Annotated in this window: 12 protein-coding genes, 1 tRNA gene and 1 pseudogene; 6 read left to right on the top strand and 8 right to left on the bottom strand. The window is 59.8% G+C overall.

Annotated elements, in window-relative coordinates; translation table 11 throughout:
- The first annotated feature begins 159 nt into the window (after positions 1-159).
- On the top strand, positions 160-3537 hold the full coding sequence (locus tag ACXJKO_RS09005; RefSeq protein ID WP_457090746.1) for a right-handed parallel beta-helix repeat-containing protein: 3378 nt from the start codon (positions 160-162) through the stop codon (positions 3535-3537).
- Between the two features lie 56 nt (positions 3538-3593).
- Here ACXJKO_RS09005 and ACXJKO_RS09000 read toward each other — a convergent pair whose 3' ends face one another.
- Together ACXJKO_RS09000 and ACXJKO_RS08995 are read right to left on the bottom strand one after the other, a co-directional pair.
- On the bottom strand, positions 3594-4331 hold the full coding sequence (locus tag ACXJKO_RS09000; RefSeq protein ID WP_457090745.1) for a TerC family protein: 738 nt from the start codon (positions 4329-4331) through the stop codon (positions 3594-3596).
- Positions 4332-5080: 749 nt separating this feature from the next.
- Positions 5081-7420 (bottom strand): bifunctional diguanylate cyclase/phosphodiesterase, encoded by a 2340-nt coding sequence (locus ACXJKO_RS08995; protein WP_457090744.1) that lies wholly within the window; start codon positions 7418-7420, stop codon positions 5081-5083.
- A gap of 343 nt (positions 7421-7763) precedes the next feature.
- Between ACXJKO_RS08995 and ACXJKO_RS08990 the strand changes: the two genes are divergently transcribed.
- From ACXJKO_RS08990 to ACXJKO_RS08980, 3 genes are all read left to right on the top strand, one after another.
- Entirely contained in the window at positions 7764-7967 is a 204-nt protein-coding gene (locus ACXJKO_RS08990) for an excalibur calcium-binding domain-containing protein (RefSeq protein ID WP_457090743.1), read from the top strand.
- A gap of 163 nt (positions 7968-8130) precedes the next feature.
- Entirely contained in the window at positions 8131-8571 is a 441-nt protein-coding gene (locus tag ACXJKO_RS08985; RefSeq protein WP_457090742.1) for a c-type cytochrome, read from the top strand.
- A gap of 52 nt (positions 8572-8623) precedes the next feature.
- Positions 8624-9463, top strand: a complete 840-nt coding sequence (locus tag ACXJKO_RS08980) for a DUF1194 domain-containing protein (protein ID WP_457090741.1) — start codon at positions 8624-8626, stop codon at positions 9461-9463.
- A gap of 115 nt (positions 9464-9578) precedes the next feature.
- Here ACXJKO_RS08980 and ACXJKO_RS08975 read toward each other — a convergent pair.
- The 4 genes from ACXJKO_RS08975 to mnmA form a co-directional block, all read right to left on the bottom strand.
- Positions 9579-9655: transfer RNA gene (locus ACXJKO_RS08975), tRNA-Met, on the bottom strand.
- Between the two features lie 325 nt (positions 9656-9980).
- Positions 9981-10199 carry a hypothetical protein gene (locus ACXJKO_RS08970; protein ID WP_457090740.1) on the bottom strand — a complete coding sequence of 73 codons (219 nt, stop codon included), beginning with the start codon at positions 10197-10199 and terminating at the stop codon, positions 9981-9983.
- A 101-nt stretch (positions 10200-10300) separates the two neighbouring features.
- A complete protein-coding gene (locus ACXJKO_RS08965; protein ID WP_457090739.1) occupies positions 10301-10942 on the bottom strand; it encodes a class I SAM-dependent methyltransferase in 642 nt (213 codons plus the stop codon).
- A gap of 21 nt (positions 10943-10963) precedes the next feature.
- A complete protein-coding gene (mnmA, locus tag ACXJKO_RS08960) occupies positions 10964-12118 on the bottom strand; it encodes a tRNA 2-thiouridine(34) synthase MnmA (protein WP_457090738.1) in 1155 nt (384 codons plus the stop codon).
- Between the two features lie 400 nt (positions 12119-12518).
- Here mnmA and sciP point away from each other — a divergent pair, with 400 nt between their 5' ends.
- Both sciP and ACXJKO_RS08950 read left to right on the top strand, forming a co-directional pair.
- Positions 12519-12794 carry a CtrA inhibitor SciP gene (gene sciP, locus ACXJKO_RS08955; RefSeq protein WP_009763782.1) on the top strand — a complete coding sequence of 92 codons (276 nt, stop codon included), beginning with the start codon at positions 12519-12521 and terminating at the stop codon, positions 12792-12794.
- A 183-nt stretch (positions 12795-12977) separates the two neighbouring features.
- Positions 12978-13259: pseudogene (locus ACXJKO_RS08950) on the top strand (helix-turn-helix domain-containing protein); the annotation flags it as partial.
- Here ACXJKO_RS08950 and ACXJKO_RS08945 read toward each other — a convergent pair.
- Both ACXJKO_RS08945 and ACXJKO_RS08940 read right to left on the bottom strand, forming a co-directional pair.
- Positions 13256-14077: a class I SAM-dependent methyltransferase gene (locus ACXJKO_RS08945; protein WP_457090737.1), complete on the bottom strand. Its 822-nt coding sequence runs from the start codon at positions 14075-14077 to the stop codon at positions 13256-13258. The pseudogene ACXJKO_RS08950 and the gene ACXJKO_RS08945 overlap by 4 nt on opposite strands.
- A 2-nt stretch (positions 14078-14079) precedes the next feature.
- The gene (locus ACXJKO_RS08940) at positions 14080-15093 is read right to left on the bottom strand and encodes a UPF0104 family protein (protein ID WP_457090736.1); all 1014 of its coding nucleotides are present in this window, start codon (positions 15091-15093) and stop codon (positions 14080-14082) included.
- Between the last annotated feature and the right edge of the window lie 27 nt (positions 15094-15120).

The raw sequence follows: 15120 nt of genomic DNA, 5'->3' as shown, positions 1-15120 counted from the left end.
TAACGCGCTCGTTCTGTAAGGCAGCCTAAATTTTTCCAAAGTGTAATGCTAGACATCTAACCCTCCATACTCCTTCTGCCTGACGGGTTACCTCGAAGGCTCAGTCGAACGACGGCACTCCTTTGCTATATCAAGAATGCAAACCAAGGGACGTCGTCTATGCCCACAATCATCAATGTCGCGCCTCCGACAGGAAACGCCGCACAGGATATGGCTGCTATCAACACGGCCATCGCGAATGCAAACAAGGCCTATCTCCTCAACCCAAGTGCGGGACAAGTCACTGTTCAACTTTCCGCCGGCACATATGCAGTCACCGGCGATCCGACCAATCCATCAAAGGGTCCGGTCGAACTGCTTAGTGGCGTCGCGCTCGTCGGACAAGGCATGGGGCAAACGACGATCAGGCTCGCCGATGGCTTCAATGAGCGTATCAATGGCATTGTTCGAACAGCTCTTGGCGAGATCAACGATGTGTCGATCGCCAACCTGACCATCGACGGCAATCGTGCCAACAACACAGGGCATCAGGCCGGTTTCATCTGCGGCGACAAGGAAGAGCTTCAGGAGGACATCACCCTTGTCGGCGTGGAAATCAAAGACTGCACCGCCTACGGCTTCAATCCTCACGAAACCTCGCACAATGTCACCATCAAGAACAGCGTCGCTCACGGAAATGGTCTCGACGGCTTCGTGGCGGACGGCGTAGTCGGCGGCGTCTATGAGAACAACAGCGCCTACAATAACGATCGCCATGGCTTCAACATCCAGAATGCAAGCACTGACATCGACCTGATCAATAACAAGGCTTACGCAAACGGTTCGGCAGGCATCACCGTGCAGCGTGGCGATCTTCCCCGCGAAGGCTCCACGACAATCGACTGGGTGACCGACGTTCGGATCATTGGCGGCGAGTATTACGGGAACACCAAGGAAGGCATTCTCGTCAAACTATCCGATGATGTCGTCATCGACGGCGCGAAGGTTTACGGCAATCTGCGACAGGGCATCCGGATCGAGGGGGCAACGGACACAATCGTGCAGAACAGCACGATCTACAATAACTCGCAGGAAGCGGACGGCACTTATGACGAAATCAATATCCGATTTCGCGACGATACTGCCGTTTCCGGCCAGATATACTACTCCACCAACACCCAGATCCTGAACAATGAGATCTACTCAAACGGCGTCGTTAATGCGCGCTACRGCATCCGGGAAGAGAAGGAAAACGTAACTGAAGCTCCGTCCGGCACTAATGTCGTCGGCAACGAGATTTCCGGAATGGACCGGGGATCCATCTCTGTTCCCGGATATATCTGGAACGGGACGTCCGGCGACGATCTGATGGATGGCACGGAGCAAGGCGAGGAGCTTCGCGGACTGGGCGGGAACGACACTTATGTCGTCAACCATTCGCTGGATAAGGTCGTCGAGAACCCCGGCGAGGGAACCGACCATGTCCTTTCGTTCATCACCTATGAGCTGACGGCGAATGTCGAGCACCTGACGCTGGTCGGCACCGCAGCCATCAACGGTTACGGCAATGAACTGAACAACCGCATCATCGGCAATGCGGCCGTCAACACGCTGAAGGGGAACGCAGGTCATGACACCCTCGACGGCGGCCYTGGTGCCGATATCCTCGATGGTGGCGACGGAAACGACACCTATTATGTCGATAACGTCGGCGACAAGGTGACGGAGAAGTTCAACGGCGGCGCCGGCGGCTACGATGTCATCTACAGCTCTGTCGATTATGCCCTGCCGGATGAAGTCGAGAAACTGATCCTGACTGGAAACGCGATCCGGGCTACGGGCAATTCCGGCTCGGGGAACAACCTGATCGGCAACGATCTGAACAACATCCTCGACGGTCTATCCGGCGAGGACCGTATGGAAGGTGGCCTTGGGGACGATATCTATGTCGTCGACGACGCGGGCGATCTTACCATCGAAGCTCCCGGACAGGGCAATGATACTGTCTACACATCCGTGAACTTCACATTGTCTGCGAATGTCGAAAATATCCTCGCCATAGGCGGCGCGGCCATCAACCTGAACGGCAACGAACTCAACAACCGCATGACCGGCAACGCCGCGTCAAACATTCTGAAGGCTGGCCTGGGTGACGATACCCTGGATGGCGGTGCGGGTGCCGACGTTCTCGAAGGCGGCGACGGCAACGACGTCTATTATGTCGACAATGCCGGCGACAAGGTGACGGAGAAGTTCAGCGCCGGAGCCGGCGGCTACGATGTCATCTATAGCAGCATCGATTATGCCCTTCCAGCCGAAGTCGAGAAGCTGGTTCTGATCGGCGGTGCGATCTGGGCGACAGGTACTGCCCTTTCCGGAAACTACCTGGTCGGCAACAACCTGAACAATGTGCTCAACGGCCTGGCGGGCGCGGACAGCATGGAAGGCGGCCTGGGCGACGACATCTATATCGTCGATGATGCGGGGGATCTCACCATCGAGGCTCCCGGGCAAGGTGTGGATACCGTCCTTACCTCCATCAACCTCGCCCTGTCTGCGAATGTCGAGAATATTGTCGCGACGGGTGGCGCTGCCCTTGCCCTGACCGGCAACGAATTGAACAATTACATGACCGGCAATGCCGCCGCGAATGTTCTGAAAGGCGGCGCCGGCCACGATACACTCGATGGCGGAGCAGGAGCCGACTGGCTCGAAGGCGGCGAAGGGGACGATACTTACTATATCGACAATCMCGGCGACGTTGTCGTCGAAGCTGCCAATGGGGGCTTCGACACGGTCTACAGCAATTTCGACGGCGCACTCCTCGACAACATCGAGCGTCTCATCCTGACCGGCAATTCCATCTGGGCCAAAGGCAATGCTTTGTCAGGCAACGTCCTAGTCGGCAATGCCGCAGATAATATCCTCGACGGAATGGGCGGAGCCGACCGCATGGAAGGCGGATTGGGCAACGACACCTATTACGTCGATCATTGGGGCGATCAGGTTATCGAGGGCAGAGGCGGTGGAATCGACCGTGTTTATTCTTCTGTCAGCTATATGCTCGCACCCGAGGTCGAACAGCTTTTTGGAACAGGCGCGGACGCTATCCAACTGATTGGAAACTCGCTCAACAACACGATCACCGGCAATGACGGAAGGAACGTACTCAGAGGCGGCTCCGGACACGACACGCTCAATGGCGGCCTGGGCAACGATCGACTCATTGGAGACGCCGGCAAGGACGTGTTTGTCTTCGACACGAAGTTGAGCCGTTCCAAGAACCTGGATGTCATCACTGGGTTCAACGTGAAGGACGATACGATCAAGCTCGACAACGCGATCTTCAAGAAGCTGGGCTCAAAAACCGGCAAGCTTAAGGAAGCGTTCTTCAAGATCGGTGCTGTTGCCGAGGACAGGAACGATCATGTCCTGTACGATTCCAATTCGGGATATCTGCGTTACGACGCCGACGGATCCGGCAAGGGCGCAGCTATCGCCTTCGCGAAGCTCTCCCCGAAGCTGAAGATGACATACCACGACTTCTTCGTGTTCTGATCAAACACGCTTCAATAGAAAGGCGCGGTCGGTTATCCCGACCGCGCCTTTTTTCGTTAATGCGAACTCTTCTGCCTTCTCCGCGAGAGCATGTTGAGGCCCTCGACGAGGGCCGAGAAGGCCATCGCGGCGTAGATGTAGCCCTTCGGGACGTGAACGCCGAAGCCCTCGGCGATCAAGGTCATGCCGATCATGAGCAGGAAGCCGAGCGCGAGCATGACGACCGTGGGATTGGCCTGGATGAAGCGCGACAGCGGATCGGCGGCCAGCAGCATTACCGCGACGGCGGTCACTACGGCCACGACCATGATCGGAATGTGATCGGTCATGCCCACAGCCGTAATGATGCTGTCGACGGAGAACACGAGATCGAGCAGCAGGATCTGCACGATGGCCGCGCTGAAGCCGAGGCTCGGACCACGCGTTTCGAACAGGTCCGGGTTCGGATTGGGATCCACACTGTGATGAATCTCCTTTGTGGCCTTCCACACAAGGAAAAGGCCGCCCGCGATCAGGATGATGTCCCGCCAGGAGAAGCCGTGGCCGAAGGCTGTGAAGAGCGGCTCCGTAAGTTGGACAATGATGGCGATCGTTCCCAGCAAGCCTAAACGCATGATGAGAGCAAGGCCGATGCCGATGCGCCGCGCCTTCGCCTGCTGGTGGGCGGGCAGCTTGTTGGTCAGGATGGAGATGAAGATCAGGTTGTCGATACCGAGCACGACCTCCATTACGACGAGGGTCGCCAGGGCCACCCAGGCTGCCGGGTCGGCGGTTAATGCGATGATTTGATCCATGATCCTCTCTCATATGAAACCTGACCCTATGTCAGGGTCCTGCCAAGGTTCGGCAAGTGGGACACTGCTCTCTCAAGTCGCTGCTTGAGCGAATAACGACCGCATCACGGGAATGTTATCGTGCGTGACCTAGTATCCAAACAGCAGGCGACGGAAGGTCAAGGCGGAACCATGAGGGGCTGCGCAAGCGTTCCTTCTCTCAGACGAGGGAGGTTTCCATGGCTACGAAGTTTCATTGGTTGACAGGCGCCGCTTTGGTCGCCTGTGTCATGGCGACGGGTTCGCCGGGCCTAGCGCAAGCCCCCCGGCCATGGGTAGATCCTCCTTCGGATAACGGCGCGCCGCTACCGAGCCCGGTCGAGACCAAGCCTCTCGCACCCGTAACGCCTGCTGCCGCAATCAAACCGGAAAAAGAGCCGGTCACGACCCAGGCTGAGAAATCGGCGGAAACGGTCGGGAAGCCCATYGCCAAGCCTGCTCCGAAAAAAGTCGTGGCCGAGAGGAAGCTGCGCAGGCCAACACGGGAAGCGAGCGTCTCATCACGCGCGAGTCAGCAGCAGCCGAGAATGACACGCGATGAGCGTGTGAGGCGTGGTCTTGATTCAGGTCTTGAGTTGATGACGCTTCGAACCATCGAGTATCCTGATGGCCGACGCGTTCAGATTCTCACACGCCCCTCTCCAAGTGCCATGTCAGAGCTTTTGGAAGAACAGCGTTGAGGCTGGCGACAGACATCCCTGAAGGCCATATCAGGCGATCAGGCTCTCAGCCTCGACAGACTTATCTGCAAATCGCTCGGGATGCGGATGCTCGTGATTTTTGACAGACGCAGTGCCAATCACGTCCGCGGGGCGGCTGAGCAAGTCGCCGATCTGATCCTCGGGCAAAGCACGAGAAAAAAGATATCCCTGCATTTCGCTACATCCCGTTTGCGACAGAAAGATCTTCTGGTCCTCAGTCTCCACGCCTTCCRCAGTGACAGTCAAACCTATGGCGCGGCACAGAGTGATAATCGCTGTCACAATCGCGACCGCCTCATTCTGCTGACCGATATGCTGCACGAAGGAGCGGTCGATCTTGATCTTGTCGACTTCGAAGCGGCGTAGGTAGTTCAGACTGGAATAGCCTGTTCCGAAATCGTCGAGAGCAATCTTGAAGCCCTCTTGGCGCAGCCTTCGCAAATGCTCGCGCGAGAATTCGCTGTCTTCAAGCAGAAGGCTTTCCGTAATCTCGAACTCGAGTTTTCGCGGATCGGCCCCGGTCTCGTGAACGATGGCGATCAGACGATCGGCTAGATCCTCTGCACGGAACTGGACGGGAGACAGGTTGACGGCGACCGACAGGCCGGGCCAACGCTTCGAGGCAAGACATGCCTGCCGCAGCACCCACTCTCCCAATGATGAGATCAAACCAGCCTCTTCGGCAATCGGGATGAACTGATCAGGAGCAATCATTCCTCGAGTCGGATGTTGCCATCGCACTAGAGCCTCCAGTCCGACAATCGCATGGCCGGTCACATCGACCTGCGGCTGGTAGAAGAGTTGCAGGTCTCTACCGCCCGCGAGAGCTGCCCGCAGTTCCCCTTCGACTGTGCCACGCACCTTTACCGTCTCATCCATCGCGGCGGTGAAGATGCGATAACAGCCGCGACCCTCAGCCTTGGCTTGGTAGAGAGCAATGTCCGCTTTGCGCATGAGGTCCATGCGCTCAGTCCCCGCCTCCGGCGCGAGGGCGACGCCGATGCTCACGCCGACAAAGGCTTGCCGGCCGGCAACATCGAACGGCTGACGCACGGATTCCAGAATCCGCAGGCAAACCGCCTCGACGTCCTCTTTGCCAGGGATGCCCGCCAGTACGACCGCGAATTCATCACCGCCAAGTCTTGCAACCGCATCGCTGCTGCGCAGGAGCGCCGAGAGTCTTTGCCCGAACTCACGCACGACGCAATCGCCAGCCTGATGGCCGAGCGTATCGTTCACGTGTTTGAATCGATCGAGATCGAGCATCAGCACGGCCAGCGATTCCTGCGCGTCCGCCGTCAGCAGAACTCGATCGAGCTTGTTCTCGAACAAGGCCCGGTTGGGAAGGCCCGTGAGCACATCATGATAGGCCAGATGATGAGCCTGTTCTTCGCTGGCACGGAGTTCGGCGACGGCGTGACGCAGCTTCGCCATGGAACGCCGCAGTGATCGCGACAGCAGCGCCATCACCGCGATCATCAGTACGCACACAGCTGCAATACTCGGACCGATCACGCGCAGGATCGTCGTGCCCGGCAATTCAGGACGCCAGATGAAATAGCCGATCAAGTTTCCCTCATCGGATCGAAGCGGTACGCTTACTTCCCCTGTCTGCGTCCCACTGTTCTGGGAGAAGCGCAAATCTTCGATCAGATTCTGCTCAGAGAGTTGGTGAACGAAACTGCCATCGAGAAAGCGAACACTGATCAGCAGAAACTCACTACCGGGCACCTGCTCGATCTCGTCGTTCTCCGGAACAATCATCATCGCACTGACGGCGGCCGGCCTTCCCTGAAGCTTCAGGAGATGCGCGTCATGCACCGCACGACCGCTGGTCAGGTAGGCCTCGTCCACCGGGCGCGCGGAGTGGCCTCGATGAGGGGAGTGAGGATCGCCGCGAAGCCCTGTTATGAGGCTCTCCAGGTCCGGCCTCGCCTTTTCGAACTCGGATGGTGAAACACGCACGCCACCGATGGCTGCATCCACAGATGCATTATGGGGATCGAGAATGAAAACCTGATCCTGCCCGAAAGTCTTGTTCAACCAGCCACCAATATTCGCATCAAGCCACTTCTCGTCCAGTGGTGTCGCGTTGACCTGGCGTACGGTGTCGTTCCAGACCGCCACCATTTCTTGTTGCTTGGCCAGTTCCCCGACGAAGGTGCGGATGCTGCGCTCCGTGATCCGCTGTTGGCGTTCAATGGAAATTTCATCGCTCTGGCGCACGGCCCATACCAAGGCAAGCGCCGCCAATACGAGAGCCGCCGCCGTGCTGGCCACGACTGGCAGCAGAACCCGCATGGTGAATCGCCAGTTTAACTGGTCAAGAGAGGAAACCTTGCGCAACACGCCAGCGCCTTGAATGAAAATCAATCTGAAAGAACATTATTACAATATTACATAACATTCACAAAGCGAAGCTTTATTCCTAGAAATCTTGCATTCGCTTCATCTGCACGCATGATGTCATGGAACTGTGAAAGCCAACAACTTATAGTTGGGAGTATGGCATGGGGCTGAGATGCAGGAAAAGTTTAGGAATAGAAGCTCGACTTCGCGRGATCCTGATCAAAAGGTCCAGGATCTAAAGCATCGCTTCCAGGTTGTGTCCAAACAGAGCCTTCGCAAGTCGCGGCCCAGATGGCGCATTTGGTCGTCTCGAACTTGGCTCGGCACCGGCCTTTTGGCGGTCATGACGCTTTATCTGTTTTACTCCTGGGTCTGGAACTCGAACCTCTGGTCGTCGCAGCAGACGCTGTTGCGGACTGTGTCCTTTCGAAGCTGCGCAGAGGCGCGCCGGATCGGCGTCACGCCGCTCTATCGCGGCTTTGCAGGATACCAAGCCGCCCTCGATGCGGATAAGGACGGCATTGCCTGTGAGCCGTATCCTTTCTGATTATCCCAATCACCGAATGGTCGAAAGGTGAAGGGAGGGCCAAGCCGTCAGCCGCTCGTTCGGCACCCTCGCTCGGCTGAATGGTTTCCTTCTAACACTCATTCGCACTGGCCGTCCGCCCGCTGAAGAGCAATTCTGTTGCCCTCACGCGAGGATGAGCATCATGCGTAAGACAGTCGTTGTAGTAGCAGCTTTGTCGATCGTCAGCGGCCTCGGCGTCGTGGCCCAGCAGGGGGATCCGATCACGCAGCGCCAGAACCTGATGAAGAGCAACCAGGAGCAGGTGCGCCTGCTGACCGGGATGGCTCGCGGCCAGGCGCCTTTCGATGCGGCGCGCGCGCAAGCCGCGTTCCAGACCATCGAGCGGAACGCCGAGCAAATTCCGGCGCTTTTCCCTGCTGGATCGCACCAGGGCAAAACCGCAGCCTTGCCGGTGATTTGGGAGCGCAAGGCGGATTTCGATGCACACGCCGCCAAGCTTGCGCAGGCTGCCAAGGCGGCTCAGACCCGCGTCACCGACCAGGCCGGACTCCAGGCGGTGATCCAGCCGGTCGGCCAGAGTTGCGGTGGCTGTCACGAGACCTATCGCAAAAAAGAAAGCTGAGCGACCAACACAGGCCGCCGGAGATCAGAGCCTATTCTTGAGGGAGGTCGCAATGCGCTGTCCCAAGGCTTTGCATATCATGGTGCTCGTCGCCGGCCTTTCGATGCTGGCGCCGGCCTGGCAGCGCGCGCCGCCGGATGTGGATCTGGCGCTCATTCTCGCCGTCGATGTGTCGCTCTCCATGGACCCTGGCGAGCAGCAGCTTCAACGACAGGGCTATGTCGAAGCGTTCCGCTCAAGCCCCATGCATCAGGCGATTCAGGCCGGCATGCTCGGGCGCATCGCGGTGACTTATGTGGAATGGGCCGGCGCCCGGCCCCGCTTCCAGCGGATCGTGGTGCCATGGAGCATCCTCGAGACATCCGATGACAGCCTCGCCTTCGCAGATCGCCTCGCCCATGCTCCCATTCAGCGGGCGAGCGGCACATCCATCTCTCAGGCCATCGATTTCAGCATGGCGCTTTTCGCATCGGCTCCCGTCCAGGCCACACGGCGCGTCATCGACATCTCGGGCGACGGCTCCAACAATCAGGGACGTTTGGTGACGGAAGCGCGCGACGAGGCGCTGGCCCGCGGCGTTACCATCAACGGATTGCCTATCCTGCTCAGAGGCACCGACCGGCGCGAAAGCGCGCTCATCGATGCCTATTACCGCGATTGCATCATTGGCGGCGCAGGCGCATTCATGATCCCGGTCCGCGATCCCCAGCAGTTCCAGAAAGAAACCCGGGCCAAGATCATCCGCGAAATCTCCGGCTGGGATGCGCCCGATGCAATGGCTCAACCAGCGCAGCTTCCGACACGGACGGATTGCGATACCAGCGAGAGCATCTGGGATGATTTCGCGCCCGACTCCCACACACCAGTCATTGGTTTGGGACAGAACTTGTAAGGCACACAGCAACACTGATGACGATTGAAGGGCGGGATGGGGTTTCAGACTAAGCTGCCGAGCTTTCCCGCCGAAGGCCAATCCAGATTCGGTTTTTCGGTGATTGGCTGAAGAGTGGTAGCGGAGGAGGGATTTGAACCCCCGACACAAGGATTATGATTCCTCTGCTCTGACCAACTGAGCTACTCCGCCCCAGGGCGCGGGGCGAACCCGCGTCAGGCATGGGCGATATAGGGAAGATTGAGCCCCAGTGTCAAGAATGAGGCTGCGCTTGGCTCAAGAAATTATAGCTGGCCTGTGATTGTGCTCGGTGAGCACCCGGAAAACCGGTCAGACGACCGGAATATCCGTCCCGATCCGGCATCTAAAGCTGTTGCCGGCCGTCTCGATGGGCTCACCCAATAACGCGTGTCTTCGAGCTTGAGGCTGAGAGTCGGGGTGCCCTGCTCCGTCGGCGGAACCAGCGAGATTCGCCGTCAGCCTTTTGGTATGTCTTTCATTCCCAGCCGCCTTCAGCTTACCCCTTGGGCTTCATGCGCCAGAGCTGAAAGCCCTCCGCCGAAATCGAATTCTCGATGGCGCGGCGCGAGAACTTGTGGGGTGGCGCTTCGCGGGAATTGAGGGTTCCGGTCAGGCCCCAGGGGCCATACTTGGCAGGAAGCTTGCTGCCGGATTCGTCGCCGGCGAAGGCGTGCAGATCGTCTTTGGCCTGAGACGTGAACATGAAAAGACGCATGGGAATGACTTTCTTACCAGCAGGTTGTGCCCTCATCCTAGAAATAGGGCACAAGCCTTCCAAAGTCAGCCGGAGCGCCCCCTTGGGCCGCTTGGCGCCGCTCAGGCGCGCTTCCTGATCCGCATCAGCTTGAAGAAACCCACGGGGAAGAGGGATCTCAGCTCGACCACTTCCATGTTGCCGGCGCTCCGCGCCCATTCCTCGACCCGGGCGGCCTTGAAGGACGAACTCCAGCCAATGGCCTTGGCGACCGGCGCCGCTAGCTCCTCAAGGGCGGCGACGGGGCCGGAGGGCTGGCCCCAATGGTTCGCCAGCACGATCTCGCCACCGGGCTTCAGCACGCGGGCGAATTCGGCAAGCGCGACCTCAGGCTCGGGCACGAGGGTGATGATGAACTGCGCGGTGACCGCGTCGAACGTCTCGTCGGCGAATTCCAAGCGGGTCACATCCATGACCTGCAGGCTTTTGACGTGGGACAAGCCGCGCTTCTCGACCTTGTCCTGCGCCCGGCGCAGCATGTCCTCGGAGAGATCGACTCCATAGACCTCGGCCTGACGGGGGTAATAGCCCAGGGACAGGCCGGTGCCGACGCCTGCCTCCAGAATCTTGGGACCGCAGGCGACGGCGGCATTCACGGCCGCGCGGGCGGCAGGTTCCGTCAGCTTGTCGTAGACGAGGTCATAAATCGGCGCCCAACGCGCATAAGCCTTGCGCATCAGAACCGTGGTCGCTCCGTCGTTCATGCAGGTTCCTTATGTCGAGCCTCAGGCTGCGGCGGGTGCGGCCTCGGCGGCGGTCCTGACTATGGTACCTCCGCCCAGCACCCGTGCCCGCGAAATATCGCTTTCATAGATGACACAAGCTTGACCGGGAGACACCCCGTCTTCCGCCGATAACAGCTCGACCGTAGTGACGGTTCCTGTGGATCGCAACAGCGCCGGGCGGGGCTCGCGGGTGGAGCGCACGCGCACGGCGACTTCCATCCCCTTCTCGCTCAAGGCTTCCAGCGGCACATCACCGAGCCAGTTCACGTCCGTGATGCGGATGAGCTTGGTCGCCAGCGCCTCGCGCGGCCCCACGACCACCCTCGCCTCCTTGGCGTCGAGCCGGACCACGTAGAGCGGTTCGCCCACGGAAAGCCCTAAGCCCTTCCGCTGCCCCACGGTGTAATGGATGATGCCCTCGTGGCGGCCGAGCACGCGCCCGTCCACATGGACGATCTCGCCGCCCTGCACGGCGCCTGGCTTCAGGCGCTCGATGACATCGCTGTAGCGGCCCTGCGTGACGAAGCAGATGTCCTGGCTGTCGGCCTTCTCGGCCACGGTGAGCCCGAACTCGCGGGCGAGCTCGCGGGTCTTCTCCTTCGGCAGCTCGCCCAGGGGGAAGCGCAGGATGTCGAGCTGCTCCGGCGTGGTGGCATAGAGGAAATAGCTCTGGTCCCGGTCCGGATCGGCCGCCCGGTGCAGAGCGCGGCGCCCATCCGGCAGGGCGCGACTGGCCACGTAATGGCCGGTGGCCAGGATGTCGGCACCCAGCTCCTTGGCGGTCTCCAGGAGATCGCGGAACTTGATGGTGCGGTTGCACTCGACGCAGGGGATCGGCGTCTCGCCGGCCAGATAACTCTGGGTGAAGCGGTCGATCACGGCCGTGCGGAAGCGCTCCTCGTAATCGAGGACATAATGGGGAATGCCGATGGCCTCCGCCACCCGGCGGGCATCATAGATGTCCTGACCGGCGCAGCAGGCGCCTTTGCGATGCGCGGCTTCGCCATGGTCGTAAAGCTGGAGCGTGATGCCGATGACGTCATAGCCCTCGCGCTTGAGCAAGGCGGCCACGACGGAGGAATCCACGCCGCCCGACATCGCAACGACGACGCGGGTCTTGGAGGGGTCGGTTTTTAGGTCGAGTGAGTTGAACATCATTCCATCCAGAGGCGCCGTTCAAGGCGGCGCACGGGAGGTGCCAAAGCCCTTCTATAGCGCATCGTGCGGAAAAGTGGACMCGGTTTTCACAAGTGTGCCCTTCGGGTCGCTAGCGCGGCCCGATGGGTCACTAATGTGGCCATGCAGATCGGCGCCGAACGATGCGCCGGCTCAGAAGATGAGCATTGGAATAGATCCCAAAAGTGTAAGTCCACTTTGGGTTCGATGCTCTTGCGCCACAATTCTTAAAGGGAAAGTGCGCCGTAATAAGCCAACATTAACGTTTATGGCTAAGTTTAGACATCCTCGTAACCGTCTGGACGGCTTAGGAAAACATTAAGCCCCACCCTGTAGGTTAGAGCCTATCAAGGTCGTTGAATTTTTGTGTGAGCGTATCATGACCGAACCCCACCGCCCTAGGGTCAAGTATGTCATAGGGCCCGATGGCAGTCCCCTGACGATTGCCGACCTGCCTCCTTCCAGCACCCGCCGCTGGGTCATCCGCCGCAAGGCCGAAGTTGTTGCCGCCGTTCGCGGCGGTCTCCTGAGCCTTGAAGAAGCCTGTCAGCGCTACACGCTGACTACCGAAGAATTCCTGAGCTGGCAGATGTCCATCGACCAGCATGGACTCGCCGGGCTGCGTACCACCCGCATTCAGCAATACCGGCAGTAAGCCGGGCGCTGAAAGCGATAGACGATGAGGCGCTGCTTGCCATCAAGCGGCGCCTTTTTCATTTCCGTTACGGAAATTCGGCTCTGAGAGCCTGCCGCGTTAAGACCTTCCTAACCATAAGATGGGCATAAATCCTTACCCTTACATGGATAGGTTCGAATCGTGCTCAGCACCCAGGACATGCCGGAACAGCAAGACCTTGCCCCTACATTCGCGGGCTTTCCGCCATCTTCCGCTGCCGATCGGACCGTCGAGGCACTCAGGAGCATCCTGGTGGGTCACACCATCGCCGATGTGGAACGCCACCTGATCCTTGATACCCTCGCCTATTGCCTCGGCAACCGGACGCACGCCGCACGCATCCTGGGCATCTCGATCAGGACCCTGCGCAACAAGCTGAACGAATACGTGCAGGCGGGCATTCAGGTGCCGGAGCCGGGCCAGAAGCCCACCCTCGCGGCCTAGAGCTTCCTCAGCCAGACACTCGTTTCATGAGCCCCGGGCACCAGCGGGATCCGGGACAGGATGCCGTTCGCCAGGGCCTTCGCATGGTGCTTAGCCACGAAATGGCTCGAAAAGACGAGTTCGTAACCCCTGCCCTGCAGAAGCGTCCCGACGAGAAGCTGCTCGTTATAGCCGCGCCAGTCCCAGGATTCCGGGTAGGCATCGGGCAGGGTGATGTCGTGGATATGCACCAGGGTTCCGCTCGCCAGACGTGGCAGCACATCAAGGAACAGGCGGTCCACATCCGTGCCCGGCATGGCGATGTGGCTTGAATCGATGAACAGGATATCGCCGGCCGCAAGGGTCTCGAAGATGCCGGGCTCCGCATCGCGCAGCAGGACGGGCTTGTGCTCCACCTTGAGCTTGCCGAGGACGGCGCGGGGTGCCGGATCGATGCAGGTGATCCGCGTCGGCAGGCCCGCATCCTCCACGGCCTGGGCCATGAAGCGCGTGGAATGGCCGGAGCCGATCTCCACGATCCTGGCGGGCTTTTCCTGGCGCACGAGAGCGTAAGCCGCCACGGCGTCGAGGCGTGGAAACCAGCTCTGGTCGAAACGGGCGGGGCTCTCCCCTTCCAGAATGCGTATGAGGTCCGGTGCGTGGCTCTCGACAGAGCCGAGAACGGCATCGAAGCGCAGGATTGCCGCCTCGAAGAGTGGGCGCAGGGCTGGATAATCCTCGGCTTCCACGCTCGGCGCATAGCGATAGGGGATGAAGAAGCCTAGCCGTTTCAGGCCGAGCAGAGTCGGAAGCCCGAAGCGCAGCCGGCGCCAGAACATGGTCATTGATCGGAGGTATGCAGCGGTGGCGGCGGCACGGAGCTCGTATCGACTGGGGTCCGACCGCGCCAAGCCTGGGCCAGACGCGCCCTCTCGAACATGAGCACGACGACGAGAGACATGGCGAAGGGGATCAACAGGTAGAACAGACGGAAAATGATGAGGGCCGCCAACACATCCGCTTTTGGGATGTCCGGCATCGCCGTCAGGAAGACGAGCTCGAAGACGCCCAGTCCACCGGGCGCGTGGCTGACGAGAGCGGCCGAGAACGAGGCCAGGAACACAGCCAGCACGATGATGAAGCTCGGCTCCAGATGAGCCGGCAGCACGAAATAGATGATGCCGGCGGCACCCAGCAGCTCCAGCGGAGCGGCGATCAGTTGCCGAACCATGATGGCCGGCCGCGGATATTCCAGCTTGATCTTGCGGATCGAGAGCGGCGGCAAATGCAGGATGGAGCCGACCACATACAGCGTGACGAAAGCAAGCAGCAGAATGCCGATAATGCGGGCGGTCGCAGGATTGGTAAGCGCCGAGGGCAGCAGATCCTCGAGCCGATGCAGCAGGGTCGGGCTGACAGTCAGCACCACGCCGCCGAGCAGGATGGTGCCGAGCCCGAAGGTGAAGGAGCACAAGGCGACGAGCACCGCGATCTGGGCGGCGCTCAGGCCCTTGGACGTATAGGCCCGGTAGCGCACGACGGCGCCGGAGAAGACCGAGGCACCGATATTGTGCGACAGGGCATAGGTGGTGAAAGACGTGACGGAAACGAACAGCCACGAAATGTGACGCACGCCGAGATGGAGCAGCGCGATCCGGTCGTACCAGGCAAGAGCGGCATAGGCGACGAGAGTGGAGAGGCCGGCGAGCGCATAGCGATGGGCCGGTACGGCTGTCAGGCTGCCCCAGACATCGTCGAGGGACATGCCGCGCAGCTCGCGATAGAGAAGCCAACAGGAAATGACGACAGCCGCAAGCCCGATCACGGGCCAGATGAACTCACGCACATTCTTCATCGAGACGGCAGCGCTCCCTCGTTCCCT

The organism is Microvirga sp. P5_D2 (genome assembly GCF_054049475.1).
This window is presented reverse-complemented; position numbering and strand designations above follow the sequence as displayed.